Source organism: Pseudalkalibacillus sp. JSM 102089 (assembly GCF_041366475.1).
GTDB lineage: Bacteria > Bacillota > Bacilli > Bacillales > Guptibacillaceae > Guptibacillus > Guptibacillus hwajinpoensis_B.
Genome location: NZ_JBEWYW010000007.1, coordinates 85159 through 109053, shown reverse-complemented (window position 1 = coordinate 109053; position 23895 = coordinate 85159). Strand labels below are relative to the sequence as shown.

Genomic DNA, 23895 nt, shown 5'->3' with positions numbered 1-23895 from the left:
GGGAGGCTTGATCGGAACTGACCATCCTCCGGAAAGGAATGAGAAAGCGGGGAGAACATCATGAGTCACTATGATCAAATTCTTATCAAGAAAGCACCACTTGATGATGAGAATTTAAATGAACTATTATTCAATCCGTTTCCTGAACGAACTCCTTATGAGAACGGGAACGAATTACTTATAACGCAAATCGTGGGGAGATTTTTGGGGAGCTATTATGATGAGAACGAATATTTTCTTCAGCTGCACGAACTATCGAATTCTAACTATTTTCACGTATTAAGTGAAGAATTAAATAAGGTGATAAGCCCTGAACGACTTCAGGCTATTCAATCGATTCATTCTATTAACCAAAAAGAAAACGGACTTTCTGCGAATCGATTCGTAGCCTTTTTGGAAGGTGCTAAACTGATTCCTTCACACAAAAATCCTGCCTTACATCGTCATTTGCGAAAATCATTAATTTCCATTCTTGAACTGTTTGAGAAACAGCATAATGGTGGATTTAGTCACCCGGAATTTCGCAGAGTACTTGTTGATTTAATGAAATGGACTTGGAATCATCTTGATCCATGGTTAGTGGATGTGGAGTTTGAAATAAAGATGCCCGGTATTGTATGGTACGGTGAAGCTTCAACAAGTCAACAATACTTTTTACTTTATCTTGTTCAGATTGGATGCGATGTCCTTTATTTTCATCCTGAAGGAGTTGATTCGTTTGACGAACTCGATCCCGATGGGGAATTGATGGAGAAAAGGAAATTACCTACTACCGTCGCAATTGAACCATTTCCGATTGAAAAACCAGAGAGACGCTCTACGGTTGCTTATCGAGCAACAAAGGAAATGGATACGGTGCTTCATCATGAAGGATCGCAACTTTTTAAGCCTTGGCAGTTACGAAATTATTCCCCTAAGTCTGTTACTCTAAAAACGACTTATGATGAATTATTTCTGATTGCAAAGGAAAAAGCATTTATTAGACCCAATTTTAAAGTAGAGGATGGCACGGTCCATATCCCCTCTTTATTTGCTAAAATTATGGGAGTATCTGAGAATAAAAAGGAATACTGGAACCGACTTCAAGATATAAGTGAAGCGAAATCGACTACGATGATTCGTCAGTTTCCTTTCACACAAGAGACGAGAGCGAATCAGAAATTTCACTACCAGCATACGATGAATCGGGAAGGAATGTTAGATCCTGAATTGATGATGCAGGGTAATTGGTGGCAGTATAAACACCTTCCTAATGAGACGCAGAAAGCGATTGGACAAGCTATCTCAAGAATGTGTGCAAATCCGAAGCTGCTTCCGGAAGGTAATGAAACGGAAGAAGATATTAAGCTTTATTTATTCTCTCAAACTACAAAAATCCCTGAGGAGTTTGTTCATTTAATGCAAACGTTTGATTATTCTCAGGAAGTGCCGAAAGTAGTGCTATATAATACAGAAATGAACGGCACATTATCACGATCAGATGCAGCAGTGTTACACCTGCTAAATGAGTTCGGTATTGATATCATTCTATATAATCCTCCTGGTCATCAATGTATTGAGCGCTACCTCGATTCGAATCAGTTTGACACGCATTGGTTAGAGGAAATGGCATTTCGACAGGATTTTAAAGAACCTTCTGTATTTCGTAAGCTATTTAAATCGATTAAATTATAATCAGGGAGTGATCGTCCATGACGAATGAGACAGGCCTAACTACGCTCGATAAGAATGAAGAGATTACAGAAGCGAAGGCTGAAGATGTACGTTTAAAACTTCGCGAAGAGCAAGAAGTTCAAAAGCTTGCCGGTGAAATTGATGTAAAAGACCAAATGGCATTACTCGAATTTGGTAAAGAACCAGCAGTAGAGATTTCGAAGTTCTCAGATAAAATCTTATCTATGATGCGTACAACTAGCGTCACGGACTCAGGTGAGATGCTGAAACAACTTGGGAAAATCATGGATCGTTTTGATAAAAAAGATTTTGAAGAGCCGAAAACAGGCTTTCTATCTAAGTTTTTCAAAAAAAGCAATGATATGGTAGAAAAGATTTTTGGTAAATATCAGACGCTCGGTGGAGAAATTGAGAAGGTACACGTTGAAATCTCCAAGTACAAAGATGAAATGTCTCGTTCTACTGGGACGTTGGATGAAATGTACCAACATAACCTGAACTATTATGTAGAACTTGAGAAGTACGTCGTTGCAGGTCAAATAAAGTTAGAAGAACTTCAAGATAAGGTCCCTGCGATCCAACAAAAAGTTAGTGCTGGCGACCAAATGGCGCAAATGGAGCTAGATACTTTGAATAATGCTATTCAGACGTTAGAGGAGCGCATCTACGATCTTGAGATGGCGAGAATGGTTGCAATTCAAACAGCTCCACAAATTCGCCTGTTGCAGCGCGGAAACACAAAGCTAATAGGTAAGATCAATTCAGCCTTTATTATTACCATTCCTGTTTTTAAGAACGGTGTTATTCAAGCTGTTACCGCGAAGCGTCAGAAGCTTGTTGCTGATTCAATGAACGAGCTGGACCGTCGTACAAACGAAATGTTAAAAAACAATGCGCAGAACATCTCGAATCAAAGCGTTGAGATAGCTAAATTATCTGGTAGACCGAGTGTTAAGATTGAGACGATCGAAGAATCTTGGAATACAATCGTTAAAGGTATGGAAGAAACGAGAGCCATTGAGGATGAGAATAAACGTCTGCGAGATGAAGGTACGAAGCGAATTCTTGAACTTCAAGATAATATGAAGCAAATCGGTAATAATGCTAAACGTTCATAAATAAAAGGAGAGCGGGTTCCCGCTCTCCTTTTATTTATAATTGAGTTTTGTTTAGTTTTTATCCTTGAGATTACCAGTTCGTTCCTGATATTCACCTTTCGATTTATCACGTTTGCCTTCTTCTTGAAGGTGTTGATCATTCTTTGCATTACCAATTTGATCTTTTACTTCACCTTTAGTTTTAGAAACAGCGCCTTTCACTTTATCACTTAGTCCTTTGCGATCACTCATTGCAAAAACGCTCCTTTCTCTTACTTTTATCTAGTGATGAAAATACCCCCTGAAGGCTGATGCCAAACGGCATTTTGCTTCAAGGGGCAGAAAATAGTACATTAGTTTGATTTGTCTTTTACAGGCTTATCTGTCCAAATATCTGATTTCAAGCCTTTTATCGTATCGGCGTAGAATTGAGGATCTTGACCTGCTTTTCGCTGATCGCGATAGTCTTTCAATGCTACAAACGCCACTTTACCAATAATGGAGATGACGATTAAGTTCAAGAGTGCCATAAGACCCATGGAAAGGTCGGCCATGCCCCAAACGATACCGAATCCGGCTTTAGCACCGAACATAACCATGGCAAGAACGGCAAGTCTGTAAACAAAAAGAGCAGTTTTGCTTGATTTAATAAATTCGATATTTGTTTCACCGTAGTAATAGTTACCAATAATTGAACTAAAAGCAAAGAGGAGAACGGCAACTGCTACGAATATACCTGCGCCACTTCCTAAGTGCTGATTCATTGCTTCCTGAGTAAGCTGTACACCATCTAGCTTTGAATCAACATAGCCATCTGACATTAGAATCATAAATGCTGTTGCTGTAGCGATCAGTAGAGTATCCACGAACACACCAAGCGCCTGAATAAGTCCCTGTTTTACTGGGTGTGATACGTCTGCAGTTGCAGCAGCATTGGGAGCACTACCCATACCAGCTTCGTTAGAGAAAAGACCACGTTTGATTCCTAGAAGCATTGCGGCACCAACACCGCCTCCTGTCACTTCTTTTAAACCAAAAGCATGTTGGAAAATAAGAGCGATCATGGTTGGAATTTCAGTGAAATTAACGATTAAAACAAAACCAGCAACAATGATATAAATCCCTGCCATAATTGGTACAATGATTTGAGAAACAACAGCAATTCGACGAACGCCACCGAAAATAATGATCGCCGTTGCAACAGTTAAAATTGCACCTAATACCCAGCGATTCACATCAAATGAATTTTCGAAAGCAAGTGCAATCGTATTGGATTGTACAGAGTTAAATACAAGACCAAAGCTGAATGTAATTAAGACGGCGAAGATAATGCCTAGCCACCTAGCATTTAGTGCACGTTGCATATAGTAAGCAGGTCCACCACGGAAATCGTCTCCATCGCGCACTTTGTAAATTTGAGCTAGTGTGCTTTCAACAAATCCACTTGCTGCACCGAGTAGGGCAATAACCCACATCCAAAATACAGCACCGGGACCACCGATACTAACTGCTGAGGCAACGCCGGCAAGGTTCCCGGTTCCAACACGTGAAGCCGTACTAATGAAGAAAGCTTGTAAACTTGAAACAGAGTTCTTTCTTCCTTTCATTGTGTCCTTTTCAGAAAGAACATGGAACATCTCACCGAATAAGCGAAATTGAACAAATCGAGAACGAATTGTAAAATAAAGTCCGACACCAATTAGAATGACGATTAGAATATTTGACCAAATAAGCTCATTACCAGCATCAACAATAGTTTTTAAAATATCCATATGTAGGCCCCTTCTATATATAATTTAGGAAAGAAGAATGTAAGATATGATCACACTTCCCTTAATTCAACTGAATCTAACTTACTTTATTTGTGTTTTAATAAAAATGGAAAATTAATCGTATTTTCAGAAAATAAATAATGTTAGACACAGCAACACAATTGTTTATTATACAGGTAGTATTGGTTGAAAAGGATACTTGATGTAAGATAACCTCACATTGTAAAATAAACCATCTTATTTATTCTCCTCTATTTTTGATATTCGATATAATATAGAAAAACCCTTGAGGAAAATGAAAAGTGAATTCTAACTTAATCAGAGATATGGAGCGATGAGCATGAGAGAGATCGATATTTTGATTAAGAATGGATATGATTTAAGCGCACCCCTTACTCTTCCTCCCGATTCATAAGATAAGTATCCCGTAATCGTGATGAGAATGCCAAAAGGCTAAAAATAAATGCGTTTAAGGAATTCGCTACTTTTTTGACAGGAGAAGGGTATGCCACTCTTCGGTATGACAAGAGGGGAATTGGTGAAAGTAAAGGAGATTATTATCAAACAGGGTACTATGATCTAATTGATGATGCTGTAGACGTTGTGAATTTTGCTAAATCACTTGAAAGTATTGATGAAGAGCGAATTTATCTTCTAGCGCATAGTGAGGGCTGTCTTGTGTCACCTGTCGTCCACACTAGGACCACTGTGCAAGGAATGATTCTATTATCTCCCTCAGCTGAGCCGCTTGCAGAAACGACAACTTGGCAAAGAAGTCAAATGAAAGAAGATATGCAAACGCTAAGTGGCTTCCAGGGGGGATTGCTTCGATTCATTAAAGCAGATAAAAAGCTAGATAAAATGACCCGAAAAATTAAAAGAACTGATGCGCCAACCATACGATACAATGGTCAAAAAATAAATGCTAAATGGAATCGTGAACATGAGAAGTTTGAAGTGCGCGATTATTTAAAGGAAGTAGAGTGTCTAGTTATTGCAATTACTGGCTCAAAAAATGTTCAGGTAAAGAAGGAGCAGGTAAAGCATCCTATAGATTCAGAGCTAATGAAACTTGTATCGGAATGGTAAAAGAAGCGATAGGCATATGGAGAAAATGTCTCAACAAATGAATTTTAGCTTCATCTTTAAGTTGCCTAAAGGAGGTTCAACGATTCGTTTATATGAGCAGCTTCTGCAGGCTCAAGAATGATCACTTTCTTCCTGATGAATGGAGTGGTAAAATAAAGATGGAAGTATTAAAAATTAGCTCTGCCCGGGAGGGATTTTAATGATCGAGCAACCACAACGTGTTACTGTTATCTCGAATCAACGACAAGTCCAATTACGTGTTGAGCGACTCGTAATTCATCAAAGAATGAAGATTGTAGAAGCTAAGAAGACAGATGGAAGTAACTTCTACCTTTTCTTTTATAAAGATGATTTCATTACTGGAAAAACGGCAGAAGTTAAAAATGGCTCTCTTATTGAGAAAGCTTTCCTGAAAGGGATCGTACTCCAAGCACCTCACCCGCTTATTGATCACTTTCTAGCTGATCGAACACTTCATCTTAAATCTACAAAGCAAGTCTTTCAATCTGTACAGAAACGGTACACCCCTCAAGAAACATCCTTTATCTTTTCTTATTTTGACTCTTTTCTCTCAACCGAAACCATTATTAAATTAATGCGAAAGCATTTTTATGACTACCGCAGAAATGGCCAGTTACGGATGGCGTTTCAAATTTTAGCTGTAATGCTTTATTTCGATCCAACAAATAAATGGGCGATTGAACTATCGCGGAAATTAGAATATCAAAAAGTTAGAAGCTTCTATGAAGGAGATCATGATGGTCTTAAAGAAGTGGATCCGCTTTTTGCAGAAATTCAGGCCTATGATGACCTTGAAGCACATCAAGCCTACCTTGAATCAATTCTTCGTAAGGAAAAACGTGTTATTGAACGATCCGCTTTACGCCTTTACCTCTATCTCCAATCACCTGAAGAGGATGATCTGGACCCACTATCTCTCATCGATGTTACGCTCTCTGAATCTGAGCGAGCCCGTCTGCTATCATTGATGTATGCAGAAGCACCTCACCATAAAACTCTAAGAAACAATGCTTTTCAAGCTCTAATGTATTTAAATAAAACAAGTGAAGCCATTCAATTAATGACAGAACGAAAAGGTGAAATCACCCAAAGTGAATATGACCTTCTTCTAAGTGCGTTTCAAGATGAGACTACAAATTTCAAAACCTTTGATTATCCTTCCCTTCAAAGCTGTTTGGAACGTAAAGAAAATCGTCCTTATCTAGATGGTTTACTTCAAGCACTCATCCCTAGGATGCTGCATGAATTTGGTTTAGGATACGTCTATAGCTGGGTGAAGCCTTTATTCGAGAAAAACCAAGATCTCTCTATCCTATCAACGCTACAAACAATGGCGGATATTCAAGATGATCCAGATAAGCAGTTTCAGCTAGGTAAGCTCTACCATAAACTTAAACAATATGAGGAAGCAATTACTTGTTTCGATTGGGAGATGGAGCTGCATCCAACGGACCCAACCCCTGTTCAGTGGTTGACGAAGGTTTATCGTGAGATGGGTAAAGTGGAGGAATCGAATACCTATATGTCGATTTATTCTAAAATGCAAAGAGTGTCTCAACAATAGCGCTGGCTTATGCCAGCGCTATTTTTTTAGGCTATATAAATGAGCCAAAAATCGGGAATCAACAGTATAAGCTAACATAGCCTTTTTGTTAAAGTGACATTCATAATGATCTTCTTCTTTTTATATTACATTTGATAAACATAAGTAGGTTCATATAAACTAAGAAACAACGAACAATGAATACTTCACGGTTGTCAGGAGCGACGTATGGAAAATCAAACGAGTTATGCCTATGACATTATTCAAGTATGCCTTTTGGCCGGAAAGGTAATGCTGCAAAATGGCGGTGAAACGTACCGTGTAGAAGATACGATGACTAGAATTGCGGACGCTTATGGGGCAACGCATTCGAATAGTTACGTAACCCCTACTGGGATTATTTTTTCTTTAGAAGGTCCTGAGCCTTCCAAAACACAGTTGATGCGCATTTCAGAACGCACGACGGATTTAGATAAAGTAACGAAGGTAAATAGTATATCGAGGAGAATTAGCAGTGGTGGTCTTTCGATTAAGGAAGCTTATGAAGAGCTTGACCGATTGGATAAAATGACTGAGCGGTATACATTTCCTAAGCAGTTAGTTGCTGCTGCGATTGCGAGCGGTTGTTTTCTAATTATGTTTCAAGGGGAGTGGGGAGATTTTCTTCCAGCGGTTCTTGCAGGGGGAGGTGGCTTTTATAGTGTTTCACTATTTAACCGCCTTGTACCGATAAAATTCTTCGCAGAATTCCTCGCTTCATTTGTCATAGGATTACTCGCTGTCTTTTTTGTGTCTACTGGAATCGGTGGGCAACTTGATAGAATTATTATTGGTTCAGTGATGCCACTTGTTCCGGGTCTATTAATCACGAACGCTGTGAGGGATTTAATGGCGGGGCATTTAATATCAGGCCTATCTAAAGGCGCAGAAGCCTTTCTTACCGCATTTGCGATTGGAGCAGGCATTGCCCTTGTTGTATCATTTTTATAGAAAGGGAGGACAATTATGACAATTATTGCTCAGGTTTTGACGAGCTTTGTGGCAAGTGCAGCGTTTGGATTGTTATTTAACGCTCCTAAATCCTCCCTTATTAAGGGCGGGTTTGTAGGCATGTGTGGCTGGATGATTTATTACGGGATGGAGGCATCAGGTATTGATGCTGTCATTGCCACTGTAACAGCCTCCTTTGTCATCGCTGTTATTAGTCAGGTGTTTGCAAAGGTGTATCGGACACCAGTGATTATATTTAGTGTAGCGGGGATTATTCCGCTTGTTCCTGGTGGTCTGGCTTACGATGCGATGAGGAATTTCGTTCAAAATGATTACAATAGTGCCATTAACCTTGCAGCCAGAGCATTTATGATATCGGGATCCATTGCAGTAGGGTTAGTATTTTCGGAAGTGATCAATCAAATCATTCGGCATTCCACACTCGCAAGGGGTCAGAAATAGGTCTTCATCCTTTTGCAATGTAGGCATTCATTATGATAACGTTTAGTTGGATATCTGTGTCGAACGGTGTCAAATAATGTTAGTATCTGGGGAGGATCAATAATGAAAACCTATCCCCATCTCGGGTTGTTAACAATTCGATTGGTCGTAGGTATGCTTTTTTTTGCTCATGGTTTTTTAAAGTTTTCTGAAGGGATCACGAATACAGTAGCTTTTTTTGAGACGATCGGTATTTCTGGTTTTCTTGCTTATGTTGTGGCTGTAGTAGAGTTAACTGGAGGAGTTTTGATGATTCTCGGCTTAGGAACGCGAATTGTCAGCGTACTGTTTTCTATGATTTTATTAGGAGCTCTTCTCTTTGTAAAGCGATCAACTGGAATGCTGGGCGGTTATGAACTAGACATTGCTTTTCTAGCTATGTCAGTGTCTTTGTTTCTAGGAGGCGGCGGACCATATAGTCTTTCAACATACCTTAAGAGAAAAGGTTGGTCGTTTAAGATCGATCAGGAGAAAGAAACATAGGATTAAAGAGGAAGTGACTGAATGGCTAAACCAAAAAAGAAGTTAAAACCGGGTGCCAAATGGTTATTATTATTTGCGGGACTCGTTATTCTATTTTTGTTTATTAACTTTCTGTTTCATCCATTTGCAAATACAAAAGGATTTAAATTAGAGTCTCAACCGCACTTGGGTGAGGAAACAGCGCCAGTTGAAATTGTGCAATTTGGTGATTATAAATGCTCTTCATGTCAATCCTTTAATGAATCTTTGTTTCCAAAAATCCAAGAGGAATTAATTGCGACTGAGAAAGTAAAATTCTACTTTGTTAATTATCCATTCCTCCATAAAGATTCCACAAGGGCTGCTGAATTTGCTGAGGTTGTTTATAAAGAATTAGGTAATGATGTATTTTGGCAATTTCATCATGTTCTGTATGACAAACATAAAAAAGGATCTGAGACGAAAGATGTTTTAACTGAATCTTTCTTAACGAAAACCCTTAGTGGTCTAGTTAGTGAAGAAGAAACGGACAGAGTTGTTAAAGCCTATAAGAGTGGTGCAGGTGAGAAACGAGTAGAAGCTGACCTTGCTTATGCAAATAAAAAGAATGTTTCAGAAACGCCTACCTTATTTGTAGATGGTAAGCGTTTTGACGGAACTAGTTTATCTGAATTAAAACAAATGGTTGAGGATTCAACCGACGAATAAATAAAGGCGCTGTGAAGGCGTCTTTTTTTTGTTGCATTCTAATTAATTGGTTCCTCTGCCGGCGGAAAAATCATTAAATAAACGTTTGTTTAAGGTATAAATAGTTAAACAAACGTTTGATTAACGAATGGTATTGACTTTTAGATCCCCGGCATGAAGAATAGAGAAGTACAATTGAATAAAATGGAAAAGGTGTACTGATTCCAGTACTTAATAGGGAAATTGGTGAAAATCCAATGCGGTCCCGCCACTGTAAGAAGTAAGGACGGTGCGTTACCCCACTTATCAATGATAGGGAAGGGGCATTCGTTCAACAAAGCTTCAAGCCAGGAGACCTGCCTTTTCTAAAGCACTGATTGACCTACGGACGATAGGGGGGTGTAACGGAGAAGACTGGGAAAAGTCTATTTGTTATGCATGCTCTTATGAAAAGAGTATGCATTTTTTATTGTTTAGAAAAGGAGAGATGATATGAAAAAGAATGTAAGCGAATCAAGAGTGTATAAGAGCAGCCGTATTTTTCCGCCTGACCTTAACAGCCATGGGACATTATTTGGGGGTAAACTCCTTGCCGATATGGATATGCTAGCATCAATCGCGGCGACAAGGCATTCTCGTCTAGAGTGCGTGACGGTGTCAATGGATACGGTTGAGTTTTTACATCCTATAACGGAAGAAGATTCGATTCATTATGAAGCATTTGTCATATGGACAGGTAAAAGCTCAATGGAAGTTTTTGTGAAAGTAAACGCCGAACATCTTTTAACGGGTGCCAATCGAATAGCAGCGACGTGCTTTATTTCGTTTGTTGCCTTGCTAGAAGGAAGACCAATGAAAGTACCTGGAATTCAGCCGGAAACTGAAGGGGAGAGGCAACTTAACGAGCTAGCCCAAAAACGTGCTCAAACAAGATTGGATCGTAAAAAAACAAGCAAGAATCTAGGGGAAATCCTAGCGTTGTTATAATCCGAAAAGAGGGCCGGAATATTCCGGCTCTCTTTTGTTAGCTGTGAGACATTTTATCGTTTTACTTTGGCTCCTCTCTAAAAGATGGTTGTTTTATATTTAAAACCCCATTTAGCTGATTGGAGAGGGAATCACCCCTCACTTTTATAGAAACAATATTTACGAGAGAGGCTACTTTTTAGATCCCTTAGAATAGTAAACTTTTTGTGGAAATCAAGTTAGTAAAAGAGTGTTGAGTGGTATAGGGATGAGAGTGAAATGAATAAAAACAAAGGAGACGGCCAATGTGGATTAGACATGATTTCTTCAAGTATATAACCGGTATTATTCTATTATTAATTTGTTTTTTCTTTTTGACAGAATTAGATTTATTGAAACCGGTGAAAACAATTATAGGTACATTGTTTTATCCAGTATTAATTGCTGGTTTTTTGTATTATGCGATCAAGCCTATTGTTAAGTTATTAAAAAAGATTCCTTTTGTATCAGATATTGTCGCGATTTTAATTGTGTTTATAGGGATTGCGGGTATCCTCTATACTGGATTCACTTTTCTAGCAAATCCAATTCAGAGTCAAGTGTCAGAGTTTTCGAAGGAGTTGCCTGAGAAGCTGAAAGAATCAGCAAAAGAAGCTGAGAAAATGATGGAGAAAAATGATATGGGGATGCTTTCTGTAGAAAACCTTCAACAAAAAGCAACGAGTTATTTAGGGAATTTAACGCAAAGCCTCGGTGATCATATTATGCAGGTTGTGAGTGCGTTAACGAGTGCTACGACAGTCCTTGTAATCGTACCTTTTGTCTTATTCTATTTTCTTAAAGATGATCATAAATTAAGCCCATTTCTCCTGAGATTTATTCCAAATAAACATCAGGGTGAAGGAGAAAAGATCCTTCATAAAGTTGATGAAACTTTATCGGCCTATATTATCGGCCAAATTATTGTAGCAATCGTGGACGGTGTCCTAATGTATGTTGGTTATTTAATCATTGGACTACCTTATGCATTAATATTAGGCCTATTTGTGATGGTCACAGCAGTTGTCCCGTTCTTTGGGCCGATTATTGGTGTTATACCTGCTCTGGTTGTCGCTTTAACACAAGAGCCGATGTTAGCATTGTATGTGATTATTATTACGATAGTTGTTCAACAGTTAGAAGGAAACTTGGTAGCGCCTGTTGTCCTAGGTAAAAGGTTAAACATACACCCTTTAACCATCATTTTACTACTAATTGTAGCGGCGGCTTTATATGGGTTCATTGGGATGCTGATTGCTATTCCACTTTACTCCGTCATTAAGGTCATCGTTAAGAATTTCTATGAATTTTATCGAATACGGCATCGATCCGAATTAACTGAATAACGGTAAAAGCCCCTATTTCATTGAGAAGTAGGGGCTTTTATTTGAGTAACACCTAAAAACATGTTGAGTAATCGCCTTATAAATAAATATGTGCAAGACGCTCATATGATTTTCTTCGCTCATCATAATCATGTATGTTTGTGAGGACCATGAATTCTTCAGTTTGATAGTGTTCGGCTAATGCGTCGATTTTCTTCTTCACTGTTTCTCTAGATCCTATTATCATTCGTTTTCGATTATTTTTTACTCGTTCTTCTTCCGTTACGGTATAACGGTGCTGTTTAGCTTCGTCAATGGATGGCACTCGACTATCAAGACCTTTTTCTACTCGCAGAAGCCAGAGATCCTGACTTAAAGCAAGTTCTTCCGCCTCTTCGTCAGTTTCTCCACATACGACAAATAAGGCAATAATAGCTGAGGGAGAAGGACTATAATAAGTAGGTTGGAACTGTTGATAGTAAGTTTGGAGAGCGTTCTTCCCTCGATCAGGTTTAATAAAATGCCCAAAGACATAGCCAATGCCCAATTCTGCTGCTTTTTTAGCACTATTCTCACCCATCCCTAATAGCCAAAGAGAAGGGGGTGAGTCGGTTTGAGGAGCTGCTTTTATGCCGGCAAACTCGTGTCCTCTCGGCATAGAGTCAGTCAAGTAGTGGGAGAGCTCTTCTAATTGACGTGGGAATTCATTCAAGCTTTTATTAATGCCATCTGTTAAAGCTAATCGTGTTTTTGCTGTACCACCGGGTGAACGGCCGACTCCAAGGTCTACACGTCCTGGATGAAGAGCTTCTAGTTGTCGGAAATTCTCTGCCACTTTGAATGGACTATATTGTGGAAGTAGGACACCACCAGAGCCTACCTTGATATTAGAGGTTGAGGCTGCGATGTGAGACATCATAATCTCTGGAGAAGTGCTGGCAAGTCCTTTTGTACTATGGTGTTCTGCAAACCAGTATCGGTAGTAACCAAGAGCTTCTGCAGTACGTGCGAGTTCACGCGTATGCTCAAGTGTTTTATAGGCATTACTCCCTGAAGGTATAGGGGCTTGATCAAGAATGCTTAATGTAACCATGGTTAGACTCCTTCCGCTTTAATAAATAGTATTAACCTTCTACCATTATCGTAACGCGATAGGAAGGCATGTGATAGTAAGATGACTTTCTATTTAAGATTTATTGTGAAATATTGAACAAACTTATTGCGTTTAATACAAAACAGACATATAATTAGAATATAGAAATTGTGAAGTATTTCACATGATTGCATCCTTTTATGTGAAATACTTCACAATTATACAAGGAGGAATGATTGATGAAAGTAGCAGTTGTTGGATGTACACATGCCGGAACGGCGGCAGTTACGAATATAGCAACACGTTATCCTGAAGCAGATATTACGGTTTATGAGCGGAATGATAATGTCTCTTTCTTATCTTGCGGAATTGCTCTTTATGTTGGAGGAGTTGTAAAAGATCCAAAAGGTTTATTCTATTCATCTCCTGAGAAGTTAGAAGAGATGGGTGTCACAATGAAAATGAAGCATGAAGTATTAGATATTGATTCTATAAACAATCGTATTCGTGTTAAAAATTTGAATACAAAAGAAGTGTTTGAGGATGATTACGATAAGCTTGTGATGGCAACAGGATCATGGCCGATTATTCCGCCAATTGAAGGAATTCAACTTAATAATATCCTTTTATCAAAAAACTATACTCAAGCTAATACAATTATCGAACGAGCAAAGGAAGCTAAGCGCGTAACCGTTATTGGAGCAGGCTATATTGGAGTTGAGTTAGTAGAGGCTTTTCAGAAATATGGAAAAGAAGTAACTTTAATTGATGGAGAAGACCGTATCTTAAGTAAGTATCTTGATCCAGAGTTTACAGATATAATTGAAGAGGACTTCAAGACTCGTGGCATTCGTCTTGCGCTTAACGAAACAGTGACTCGATTTGAAGGTGAGGAACACGTCTCTAAAGTAGTGACAACCAGTGGAGAGTATGAAGCAGATCTCGTTATTCTTTCTGTAGGCTTTCGTCCGAACACAGATCTTCTTAAAGGGCAGGTAGAGATGATGCCAAACGGGGCCATTATTGTAGATGAATATATGAGAACGAGTAAGCAAAATATTTTTGCTGCTGGTGATAGCTGTGCTATACAATACAATCCAACTGGTGAAAATGCTTATATTCCTTTAGCCACAAATGCTGTGCGTATGGGTACCCTCGTTGGACAGAACATTATGAAACCAACGATCAGATATATGGGCACTCAGGGGACATCTGGTTTACACCTTTTTGATCACAGTATGGCTTCTACTGGTTTAACTGAGAAGGCAGCTATTAGTACGGGGAAGAATGTGAAAACAATCACAATAAAAGAAAACAATCGTCCAGAGTTTATGCCAGATTATGAAGTGATCACACTGAAGGTGGTTTATGAAGAGGATACTCGGAGAATTCTTGGTGCTCAAGTCATCTCTAAAGCAGACGTAACGCAATCAATCAATACACTATCTGTTTGTATTCAAAACAAAATGACTATAGATGAATTAGGATACATCGATTTCTTTTTCCAACCACATTTTAATAAACCGTGGAACTTTCTAAATCAGGCTGGTCTACAGGCCGCTTTATAGATAATTATCCGCTGGCACATAGCTAGCGGATTTCGTGTGTAATGAGAAATAGAAACATTTTCTTCCACTTGCATCCTCTCGATACGATAGCCATAATGAAGGTTAGAATTTGTGTAGGAGAGAGTGAACAAGTAGTGACCAATAAGAGTATAAATAAAGCAACGAAACAAAGTCATACGCGTATTTATCTTGTACGACATGGTGAAAGTGAATGGAATGCAGCAGGAGATCTTTATTGTGGACGAACAGATATTGGACTTTCTACGGAGGGAGCCACTCAAGCGAAGAATGCAGGCGACTTTCTAAGTTCGGTTTCGTTTGATCGAGCTTATGCTTCTCCATTAATACGCGCACGTCATACAGCTGAACATATCTTAGGAGAACGAGATTTGCCGATTCAAATAGATGAACGGATCTATGAAGGTGATTTTGGAGAGTGGGAAGGTCGATCGAAAGCGGAGTTTATTAAAGAAGATCCTGACTCATGGGATAATTGGATGGCTAACCCATGGGAAACAAGAGCGGGGCGAACGGGTGAAACGGCTCGTGAAATGTATGAAAGAGCGTCATCTTTTTTTAAGGAAATAAGTGAAAAGCATTCCGGTGAAACGGTGCTCGTTGTTGCGCACAACAACACGATTCGTTTCTTTCTAGCAGGAGTACTTGGGATGCCTTTTGCCAACTATCGTCGCATCTTTCAAGATAATACAGGAATAAATATCCTTGATGTGGCTGGCGATGAAATCGTGATCCGCAGTCTGAATATCAACTCTCATCTAAGTGCAGATAGATAGAAAAAAGCGATGCAGCTGCATCGCTTTTTTTATTGAGAAAGCTCTTTATATGATTTTTTTACGACGCTACTTAAAGCGATCAGGGCTATGACGTTGGGCAACACCATGAATGCATTAAATGTATCGGCAAGCTGCCATACGAACGGCACATTTAAAACAGTTCCTAGGACGATGAAAACAAGAACAGCACCACGATAGTAAGGGACGCTTTTTTGTCCAAATAAATAATTTACATTTGTTTCGCCAAAGTAAGCCCAGCCTAAAATTGTTGTGAAACTAAAGAACAAAAGACTAAATGCAATAAAGTAAACGCCAAAGCCACCGAGTCCACTCGTGAAACTAGCCTGGGTTAATTCAATTCCAGTAAGGTTAGAACTTGCCCCGTCCGTTACAAGAATCACGAGTGCTGTAACGGTACAAATAATCACGGTATCGATGAGAACACCTACCATGGCTACAAATCCTTGTTGGGCAGGGTGTTTCACTTCCGCTACAGCATGAGCGTGTGGCGTTGATCCCATACCGGCTTCATTTGAAAATAAACCTCTTGCAACTCCATAACGAATGGCTTCTTTGATGGAAGCGCCAAGTACCCCGCCTCCAGCTGATTCTGGAGTGAATGCCGATTCAACGATAAGTGATAGTGCTGGAAGTACTTGATCGAAATGTAAGACAAGAATGATAAGAGCTCCGATAATGTAGAGTAACGCCATAATCGGAACGACATTGCCTGCAAATCGAGCAATTCGATTGATACCACCGAATAGTATTAAACTAATTAAAATCGCTACACCTATGCCGATCGCAAGCGGTGGAATTTGAAATGCGGTTTGAAAAGCCTCGGCTATTGAATTAGATTGCACCATATTCCCAACAAAACCAAGCGCACAAATGATCGCAATCGCAAAGAAGGCGGCTAATTTTTTACTACCTAGACCGTCGCGAATATAGTAAGCGGGTCCACCTTTTACGACACCATTTTCTTTTACGCGAAATTTCTGAGCTAGAACAGCTTCAGCAAAGATCGTCGCCATACCAAGAAAGGAAGAGATCCACATCCAAAAAATAGCTCCTGGTCCCCCTGCTGCAATAGCAGTGGCTACTCCGGCTAAATTCCCTGTCCCTACTTGAGCCGCAATGGCTGTTGAGAGGGCCTGGTAAGACGAAATACCTTTTTGTTTCTTTTTTGAAAACAGAGGTCCAAATGTTTGTCGAAATCCTTCTTTTAAGCCAGTAAACTGGATAAATCCAAGACGTATCGTGAAAAACAACCCAGTTCCAAGGAGGAGGGAAATCATTATGGGTCCCCAAAGAACCGCGTTAATTGCTTCTATTACTTGCACTGTTGTCAACTCGCTCTCATGAAAAAATAAGATTCTCCCATAATAGCTTACTTTTTCACTATACTTCAACCCATTAAATCGCTATGGTATACATTTCCTTAGTAATTAGTTTGTGATTGAAGTTGTTTTCTCGAGCTTTTTTGTTTCTGAATCCATTGATAGAAGAAAAGAATACCAATCACAAAGAGTCCTAGAATCATGTAGAGATTAGCATAACCGAGAGAAGTCACAATGATGCCGAGTACGAATGACCCCGTTGCGATTCCAGTATCGAAAAAGGTGAAAAAAGTTGCCGTTGCATGCGCGCTTCTTGATTCGGGAGCTGCTTGGATAGCAAGTGTTTGGAAGCTTGGTACAATCGAACCGTATCCTAACCCGATAAATGCCCCTGCAAGAAGTAACATCCATGCTTGTGTTGTAAAGCTAAGAGTTACGAGACCAAGAGCAAACAAAATAAATGCAGGAAGAATAACAGTATTAGGTCCTCTCAAATCAAACATCCTGCCAGTGAATGGTCGTGAGACAAGCATAGCTACAGCGAATACTGCGAAGAAGAATCCCGCAGCTTCAAGAAGACCGATTGATTTCGCGTATAGAGAGATAAATGAAATGACGCTTGCATAAGAGAAAGCAACAAAGAGTCCAACGATTGCAATTGGGAATGATTTTATTTCGAAAAGGTCATCAAATGACAATTTTTTCTTAGGTATAGGTTCGGTATTTTCTATGGCTTTTACGCCTAGTGTGCAAAGAACCCCTATCACCATTATGGTACTTAATACAAGGAAAATTGTTATATATGAAACATATTGAAGAAGCGTTAGGGCCAGGAAGGGACCTGTAACAACTGCAAGGTTCATAGACATTGCGAAATAACCTAAACCTTCTCCACGTCGTTCTCTTGGAATTGTGTCTGCAGCAATTGCTCCGGCTGCCGTGGTAACAATACTAAACCATACACCGTGAAAGAATCGTAGTAAGAGTAAAGCATAGTAGTTGTCTACTAATGGATAGATAAAAGAAGCCGCAGCAAATAGAGAAGCACTCGTTACGAGCATTTTCTTTTTGCCAAACCGATCAATTAATTTTCCAGAGAAAGGGCGAACAATAATAGCAGATAGTAAGAAAATCGTAATAATAAGACCTGCTTGAGATTCGCTTCCGCCAAGTTCCTCTGTAACGTATATAGGGAGTAAGGTTAGAAGTGCATAGAAAACAATGAAGATAAATAGATTACTAGTTGAGATATTTAAAAAGCTTTTTGTCCAAATGGGTTGTTTATTAGACATGTGTTTTCTCTCCTTTCTGTTGCCCTATTTTGTTTAAAAGATGATAAAAGTGAATCTGCTCTTCAGTTGATAGGTGTTGAAGGAGGGATTCTTCCATCTCTTTAATAGAATCTTTTATGGTAGGCAAAAGCCCTTCTGCCTCATGAGTAAGACTAACAATGCGTTCACGCTTATCGGAACCTTCCATTCGATTAATCCAGTTATTTTGTTCCATTCGAACAAGAGTACGAGTGGTAGTTGGCGCTTCAACATTTAAGTATTTCCAGATATCTGTCTGTTTCATAGGACCGAATTGATCAAGACAATAGAGAATCGTCCATTGTGAACTATACAAGTTATACTCTTTCAATAGCTCGTTTACTTCTTTTGTGATGTGTCGCACTTGTTGATGTAACGAATGGAAAATATCGCTTGTTGAAATCATGTTTACTCCCCTTTTTATTTACCTAGGTAAATAATTGCATAAACACTAGTTTACCTATATGCGCTTAGGTTGTAAAGGAAATTGTTCTGGACAGGCAGGTGTATCTGAACTTTGACTAAAACAGAGAAAGGTGGATTCCGAAATTCCTATTCATACAAAAAGATGGAAAATATGGACGATGTTTCTTGTGGAAGAACGTAAACTAAATTATGATGAAAGTATTTAGTAATTCGACAAAAATCACTCTTGATCTCAAGGGGGAGGCTATACATTGGAAAAGTATAAGAAAAAATTCCTTTCGAATATGGAAGAAAAATATGAGGAAATAAAAACTAGAAATGAAAGTGTTACAGAGAAGGAATTGTATCAGTTGCTACATACGTTTAAAGGAACTGCAGGAACGGTAGGGTATACAAAAGCTGCCGAAAAAGCAGAAACGCTTCTCAATCAATTTGAATTCGAAAGTGGGCGCTTTTATAGCAGCGTGGAGACAATCAGGTTTCTAGATAATGTCATGGTTGATATTCGTGAAGAAGCACCGGATGTTAGTCTTGAGGAGGGCGACACACCTAAAATGATTATGATCATTAATTCAAATCCCCTCTATTTAATTGAGATGAAAGAGGAGCTAGAAAGAACGGGGTACATCGTCTTTGCTGCTATGGATTTATCAAAGGCTCGTGCAGCTTTATATGACATGTATCCTGACTGCATTATCATAGAATTTCAATTAATTGAAAGAGATGAGAGCGGTATTGGAAGAGAAGTGAGAGAAAAAGCAGAGCTCCAATTCATCCCTCTTATTCTAACGAACACAGAAAGGTCAGAATCTAATCGGATGAAAGCCTATGAATTTGGAGCAGATGATTTTCTCGATTTAGATGTAAAAAAAGATGAGTACTTATTACGAGTGAATCGTAAAATCGAGAAAAGAAAATTAATCGTTCACTCTGTACTAACTGATGAACTAACAGGTGCCTATAATCGTAAATTTCTCGACAGCCAGCTTAATTATATGCGGTATGATCTCGTTCGGAATGGTGAGAACGCCTCCTTAATTATTTTTGATATTGATCACTTTAAAGCAGTGAATGATAAGTATGGTCATCTTATGGGAGACCAAGTATTAAAAAATCTTGCTCAATTTATCATTTCAGAAAAGCGAAATACAGACACATTTATACGCTATGGGGGTGAAGAGTTTGTCTTGATCCTCCCCGATACAAACTCAAATCAAGCAGCGAAATTTCTTGAAAGGCTTCTCGCAGGTTTCAGAAAGAAAGAGTTTCGAACAAATGATAATTCTTTTTCGGTCACGTTTTCAGGTGGGGTAGTCGATATAGATGCTTCTTCCTCAAATCAACAGTTACTAAATTGTGCGGATGAAGCTCTCTATCGAGCCAAAGCCAATGGAAGAAACCAGGTAGTTATTTATCAAAGCGATAAAATGATGTCGAAGAGACTAAAATCTATTCGTATTGCTATTGTTGATGACGATGAAATTATGAGAAATCTTCTAACTTCTAAGCTTAGCAATATTCCCATTGATGGAAACTATGAAATAGAAGTGAGAAGTTATGAAGAAGGCTATTCTTTCTTTGAAGATACATGGCATAAAACGGGCGCACCGTGTCTCGTTCTTCTAGATGGGATCATGCCTGGTATGGATGGGAATGAAGTACTTAGTAAACTACGAGAAGAGCATGACCATAGTGATTATGCTGTTATGATGTTAACAGGGAGAAAAGCAGAAAAAGACATTATTCAATCTCTAGAGCTTGGTGCAGATGACTATATTACAAAACCATTTAGAATTGAAGAACTTGAAGCAAGGATAAATAAACTAATTCAAAAGATATTATAATCTTCTCTATACTAAATGATATTAGAATTCAGTCGATATATGGAGTAAGAAGAAATGACTTAGGAAGCTTTCTAACTCCAATAAATAGAAATGAGGAGAAATATGGGACCAAAACTATTAGTAGCAGAAGATGAAGAGATTCTAAGAATGTTAATCGTTGATACACTTGAAGATGATGGGTATGACATCGATGAGGCTGAAGATGGGGCGGAAGCATACAATTTTATTCAAGATAATGACTATGATTTAGTATTACTTGATTACATGATGCCTGAGATGACTGGCCTTGAAGTTATCAAAAAAGTTCGCTCTGAAGGGAACATGGATGTCAAAATCATGATGCTAACGGCAAAGGCTCAGAAGAAAGATGAAGAGATTGCAAGAGAAGCTGGGGCGAATTATTTTATTTCAAAACCGTTTAGTCCTGTTGAGCTTGCGAGCGTCGTAGAGGATATTCTTGGTGAATAGAAGGTGGAAAAGTAGTTTATCACGTCAATTTGTCTGGTTTATGAGCGGGTTTTTGTTATTGATTTTAATAGTAGCCGTAGGATTGGGGCTCTATAGTCAGTCGATTGAAAAAAAATATGAGGAAAAAGTTGTTAACCTTAGAGAAAAGCAGCAGTACGCTGTTGAACTAGAAGATAGTTTGAATGATATGTTTTTTGAAGCACGAGGCTATCTGGGATTTCGTTTGGATGATCCGTTTCTCAATAATTACGAAGCCAAAAAGAATTCGATCGTCGATAAAATCAATCAGTTAGAGCCGAAATTGAACAGTCCCGAAGAGAAAGAATATCTCACATATCTTCAAGATAAGTTAATAAATTATTATAACCTGTTTGAAGAAGCGAAAGGTCAGGTAGCTAGTGATAATACGACTGGATTACAAATCTTATCTCAAAATCAAGGTGGCAGCAATCTCGTTTACAATTTAAGAGATCAAACGAGAAATTTAGTTTCTGACGTTGAGAATGAAATAACCGCAACAGAGAAGAATTTAATTGATCGTTTAGCGAACTTACAAATTCTATTTGTTCTCTTTGTAGTATTCCTTCTCTTAATAGCTACCATTCTTGCTGGGATAATGGCTCGTCGTATTGGGAAACCGCTGCAAGAGCTCGCTTTGGCATCCAGTCAAATGTCTTCCGGTGAAAATGTAGCGGTACCGCATGTCAGAAGGTCAGATGAGCTTGGAGAGCTTGCTAGATCATTTAATTTAATGATCACAAATATTCAACAAAACGAAAAAGCACTTATTGCATCAAATGAAACGTTGTTGGAGCAAAGCGAAGAACTTCAAAGTAGTAAAAATACCCTTGAAGAAAATGTAAAAGTAATGAACGTTCAGAAGCAAGTGTTAGAACATCGTAATGAATTAAACCGTTCACTTGCTTCAACGCTAAATAAGAATGAGTTATTACAAAGTATTATTACGAACATGATTCATATCTTAAGTTCAGATAAAGGGATTATTGTGATGCTGAATCAAGGAAAAGATTATGCGTCGTTAGGCATTAGCCAGGAGAAGGTACATCAGTGGATTGATCATCTTACGGATGGCCCTGGAATAAAAGCAGTTCAACAAAAGCGGTATCACATTGTACAAAGACCAGCCTCAGTTGGAGAAGCAGGATATCATGGTGATGAAGTTCTCTCAAATGATCTGTATATCCCTGTGGTTTCAAGTAATGAAGTAGTAGCTTTATTGTGCATTACTAGAACTGGGGTAGAATACAAGCCAGAAGAAGTATCGGAAATCAATGGTTTATCACGTCAAATTTCTCTTGCTTTAGATAAAATCCTATTATATGAAACAACAGAGAATGAACGACAGGTGAATAGAGAAATATTGAATACGATTCGAGAGGGAATTCAACTCGTAGACAGGGAAGGAACGACGCGTGCTGTTAATGATCAAATGTGTACGATGTTGGATGCCTGTTTCCCTGATGGCGTAAACGAAAAAACATTTGCTGAGTGGAGTTCGAAGTTTCTTCTGCAAGTTGATTTAGATGATCGCGATGCAGTAAAGTCGTACGTGCATGACGTCATTGCGGGTGTTAAACCTAAGCAAAGTGAATTAATTTATCAAACAAATACAGAACCAGCGCTCTTTATTCAAATGTATTATGAGCATTTATATAATGGTGATAAGTTCATTGGATCGATTTTTGTTCATCGCGATATTACTCGTGAACATGAGGTAGATGAAATGAAAAATGAATTCGTTAGTACAGTTAGTCATGAACTTAGAACGCCGCTTTCAAGTGTTCTTGGCTTTACAGAGCTTATGCTCTCAAAAGAGCTAAAACCTGAGAAGCAAAAGAAATATTTAAGCACGATTTATAAAGAAGCGAAGCGATTAACCTCGCTTATTAATGACTTTCTTGATATACAGCGGATGGAAGCTGGAAAGCAAAATTATGACAAAGCAAGAGTGAATTTGAAAGAAATTATTGAAGAAGTGCTCGATAACTATCGCGTTCATTCTCATCTTCATTCTTTTATGATTGAAGACACAACAGATGAACATGAGATTATTGGAGATGCAGATAAGATCAAACAGGTCATCAATAATTTCATTAGCAATGCGGTAAAGTATTCTCCAGAAGGTGGGGCGATACTAACGCGATTCAGAGTAGGAGAAGGTCAGCTTTATGTGGATATTAAAGATGAGGGTCTTGGAATTCCACAAGATGCTCTAGCTAAACTCTTTACGAAGTTTTATCGCGTTGATAATTCAGATCGACGTCAAATTGGTGGAACTGGGCTCGGGCTTGCTATATCGAAAGAGATTTTGTTAGCGCATGATGGTGATGTGGAAGTTACTTCTGAGCTTGGGAAAGGAAGTACATTCACACTTGTTTTTCCTCTGATAAGAGAAAGGTTGCCAATAGAACCGAAATCAGGGGAATTGGAGGATTCAGGTGTATTGATTGTAGAGGACGATGATAGCCTTGCCCTTTTATTGATGGAGGAAATTACTGAAAGTGGATTTGCGGCCCATCATTGCCGCAGTGGTGAAGCAGCGATCAAAATGCTTGAGACAATGACTCCAAAAGGAATTGTGCTAGATATTATGTTAGATGGGCGAATGAGCGGATGGGATGTTTTGAAAGCCGTGAAGCAATCAGAGCGTACGAAGGATATTCCAATCTTTGTATCTACAGTAAGTGAGGAGAAGCAGCGAGGTTTTGAGCTAGGTGCAAATGACTACCTTATTAAGCCTTATCCCCCTCAAAATCTTACAAAATCATTGATTAAATCTATCGTTAACAAGAATAATAACGGTAAGATACTAGTTCCGGATTATTCGATTGAAGATATAAAAAAAGGCTTATCCGAATAATCGGA

General features: G+C 38.8%; 21 protein-coding genes and 1 riboswitch. Of the genes, 15 read left to right on the top strand and 6 right to left on the bottom strand.

The window, feature by feature from the left end; translation table 11 throughout:
• Nucleotides 1-60: 60 nt before the first annotated feature.
• Nucleotides 61-1674 (top strand): YceG family protein, encoded by a 1614-nt coding sequence (locus tag ABVF21_RS15575; protein ID WP_371018544.1) that lies wholly within the window; start codon nucleotides 61-63, stop codon nucleotides 1672-1674.
• Between the two features lie 17 nt (nucleotides 1675-1691).
• Entirely contained in the window at nucleotides 1692-2792 is a 1101-nt protein-coding gene (locus ABVF21_RS15570) for a toxic anion resistance protein (RefSeq protein ID WP_194222361.1), read from the top strand.
• 51 nt (nucleotides 2793-2843) lie between these two features.
• On the opposite strand, the gene ABVF21_RS15565 is transcribed toward ABVF21_RS15570, so the two are convergent.
• Both ABVF21_RS15565 and ABVF21_RS15560 read right to left on the bottom strand, forming a co-directional pair.
• Nucleotides 2844-3023 carry a CsbD family protein gene (locus ABVF21_RS15565; RefSeq protein ID WP_303533784.1) on the bottom strand — a complete coding sequence of 60 codons (180 nt, stop codon included), beginning with the start codon at nucleotides 3021-3023 and terminating at the stop codon, nucleotides 2844-2846.
• A gap of 101 nt (nucleotides 3024-3124) precedes the next feature.
• Nucleotides 3125-4543: an alanine/glycine:cation symporter family protein gene (locus ABVF21_RS15560; RefSeq protein WP_303533786.1), complete on the bottom strand. Its 1419-nt coding sequence runs from the start codon at nucleotides 4541-4543 to the stop codon at nucleotides 3125-3127.
• A 459-nt stretch (nucleotides 4544-5002) separates the two neighbouring features.
• Between ABVF21_RS15560 and ABVF21_RS15555 the strand changes: the two genes are divergently transcribed.
• The 8 genes from ABVF21_RS15555 to ABVF21_RS15520 all read left to right on the top strand — a co-directional run bounded on the left by ABVF21_RS15555 (nucleotide 5003) and on the right by ABVF21_RS15520 (nucleotide 12187).
• Complete coding sequence (locus ABVF21_RS15555; RefSeq protein WP_371018575.1) at nucleotides 5003-5632, top strand: alpha/beta hydrolase; 630 nt, start codon at nucleotides 5003-5005, stop codon at nucleotides 5630-5632.
• Between the two features lie 199 nt (nucleotides 5633-5831).
• Nucleotides 5832-7217 carry a tetratricopeptide repeat protein gene (locus ABVF21_RS15550; RefSeq protein WP_371018543.1) on the top strand — a complete coding sequence of 462 codons (1386 nt, stop codon included), beginning with the start codon at nucleotides 5832-5834 and terminating at the stop codon, nucleotides 7215-7217.
• A 207-nt stretch (nucleotides 7218-7424) separates the two neighbouring features.
• Entirely contained in the window at nucleotides 7425-8186 is a 762-nt protein-coding gene (locus ABVF21_RS15545) for a threonine/serine exporter family protein (protein WP_194222356.1), read from the top strand.
• 15 nt (nucleotides 8187-8201) lie between these two features.
• A complete protein-coding gene (locus ABVF21_RS15540) occupies nucleotides 8202-8648 on the top strand; it encodes a threonine/serine exporter family protein (protein WP_194222355.1) in 447 nt (148 codons plus the stop codon).
• A gap of 102 nt (nucleotides 8649-8750) precedes the next feature.
• Nucleotides 8751-9170: a DoxX family protein gene (locus ABVF21_RS15535; RefSeq protein ID WP_303533794.1), complete on the top strand. Its 420-nt coding sequence runs from the start codon at nucleotides 8751-8753 to the stop codon at nucleotides 9168-9170.
• 21 nt (nucleotides 9171-9191) lie between these two features.
• The gene (locus ABVF21_RS15530) at nucleotides 9192-9857 is read left to right on the top strand and encodes a DsbA family protein (RefSeq protein ID WP_371018542.1); all 666 of its coding nucleotides are present in this window, start codon (nucleotides 9192-9194) and stop codon (nucleotides 9855-9857) included.
• 173 nt (nucleotides 9858-10030) lie between these two features.
• A riboswitch (cobalamin riboswitch) is annotated at nucleotides 10031-10214 on the top strand.
• A 114-nt stretch (nucleotides 10215-10328) separates the two neighbouring features.
• Nucleotides 10329-10823, top strand: coding sequence for an acyl-CoA thioesterase (locus ABVF21_RS15525; protein ID WP_371018541.1), 495 nt, complete (start codon nucleotides 10329-10331; stop codon nucleotides 10821-10823).
• A gap of 284 nt (nucleotides 10824-11107) precedes the next feature.
• Nucleotides 11108-12187 carry an AI-2E family transporter gene (locus ABVF21_RS15520; RefSeq protein ID WP_303533799.1) on the top strand — a complete coding sequence of 360 codons (1080 nt, stop codon included), beginning with the start codon at nucleotides 11108-11110 and terminating at the stop codon, nucleotides 12185-12187.
• Nucleotides 12188-12263: 76 nt separating this feature from the next.
• Here the strand turns inward: ABVF21_RS15520 and ABVF21_RS15515 are convergent, their stop codons facing one another.
• On the bottom strand, nucleotides 12264-13259 hold the full coding sequence (locus ABVF21_RS15515; protein ID WP_303533800.1) for an LLM class flavin-dependent oxidoreductase: 996 nt from the start codon (nucleotides 13257-13259) through the stop codon (nucleotides 12264-12266).
• A 239-nt stretch (nucleotides 13260-13498) separates the two neighbouring features.
• Between ABVF21_RS15515 and ABVF21_RS15510 the strand changes: the two genes are divergently transcribed.
• On the top strand, nucleotides 13499-14827 hold the full coding sequence (locus ABVF21_RS15510; protein ID WP_303533803.1) for a CoA-disulfide reductase: 1329 nt from the start codon (nucleotides 13499-13501) through the stop codon (nucleotides 14825-14827).
• Between the two features lie 134 nt (nucleotides 14828-14961).
• A complete protein-coding gene (locus ABVF21_RS15505) occupies nucleotides 14962-15621 on the top strand; it encodes a histidine phosphatase family protein (protein ID WP_371018540.1) in 660 nt (219 codons plus the stop codon).
• Nucleotides 15622-15650: 29 nt separating this feature from the next.
• On the opposite strand, the gene ABVF21_RS15500 is transcribed toward ABVF21_RS15505, so the two are convergent.
• The 3 genes from ABVF21_RS15500 to ABVF21_RS15490 form a co-directional block, all read right to left on the bottom strand.
• Nucleotides 15651-16964, bottom strand: a complete 1314-nt coding sequence (locus tag ABVF21_RS15500) for an alanine/glycine:cation symporter family protein (RefSeq protein ID WP_371018574.1) — start codon at nucleotides 16962-16964, stop codon at nucleotides 15651-15653.
• A 98-nt stretch (nucleotides 16965-17062) separates the two neighbouring features.
• Nucleotides 17063-18253: an MFS transporter gene (locus ABVF21_RS15495; RefSeq protein WP_283153107.1), complete on the bottom strand. Its 1191-nt coding sequence runs from the start codon at nucleotides 18251-18253 to the stop codon at nucleotides 17063-17065.
• Nucleotides 18246-18677, bottom strand: coding sequence for a MarR family winged helix-turn-helix transcriptional regulator (locus tag ABVF21_RS15490; protein ID WP_194222347.1), 432 nt, complete (start codon nucleotides 18675-18677; stop codon nucleotides 18246-18248). Before ABVF21_RS15490 ends, ABVF21_RS15495 begins: the two co-directional genes overlap by 8 nt.
• A gap of 271 nt (nucleotides 18678-18948) precedes the next feature.
• Here ABVF21_RS15490 and ABVF21_RS15485 point away from each other — a divergent pair, with 271 nt between their 5' ends.
• The 3 genes from ABVF21_RS15485 (at nucleotide 18949) to ABVF21_RS15475 (ending at nucleotide 23890) form a co-directional block, all read left to right on the top strand.
• Nucleotides 18949-20541 carry a diguanylate cyclase gene (locus ABVF21_RS15485; protein WP_371018539.1) on the top strand — a complete coding sequence of 531 codons (1593 nt, stop codon included), beginning with the start codon at nucleotides 18949-18951 and terminating at the stop codon, nucleotides 20539-20541.
• A 102-nt stretch (nucleotides 20542-20643) separates the two neighbouring features.
• The gene (locus tag ABVF21_RS15480) at nucleotides 20644-21009 is read left to right on the top strand and encodes a response regulator transcription factor (protein ID WP_303533817.1); all 366 of its coding nucleotides are present in this window, start codon (nucleotides 20644-20646) and stop codon (nucleotides 21007-21009) included.
• Nucleotides 21002-23890, top strand: a complete 2889-nt coding sequence (locus ABVF21_RS15475; RefSeq protein WP_303533819.1) for an ATP-binding protein — start codon at nucleotides 21002-21004, stop codon at nucleotides 23888-23890. The genes ABVF21_RS15480 and ABVF21_RS15475 overlap by 8 nt, the downstream gene beginning before the upstream one ends.
• Nucleotides 23891-23895 lie beyond the last annotated feature (5 nt).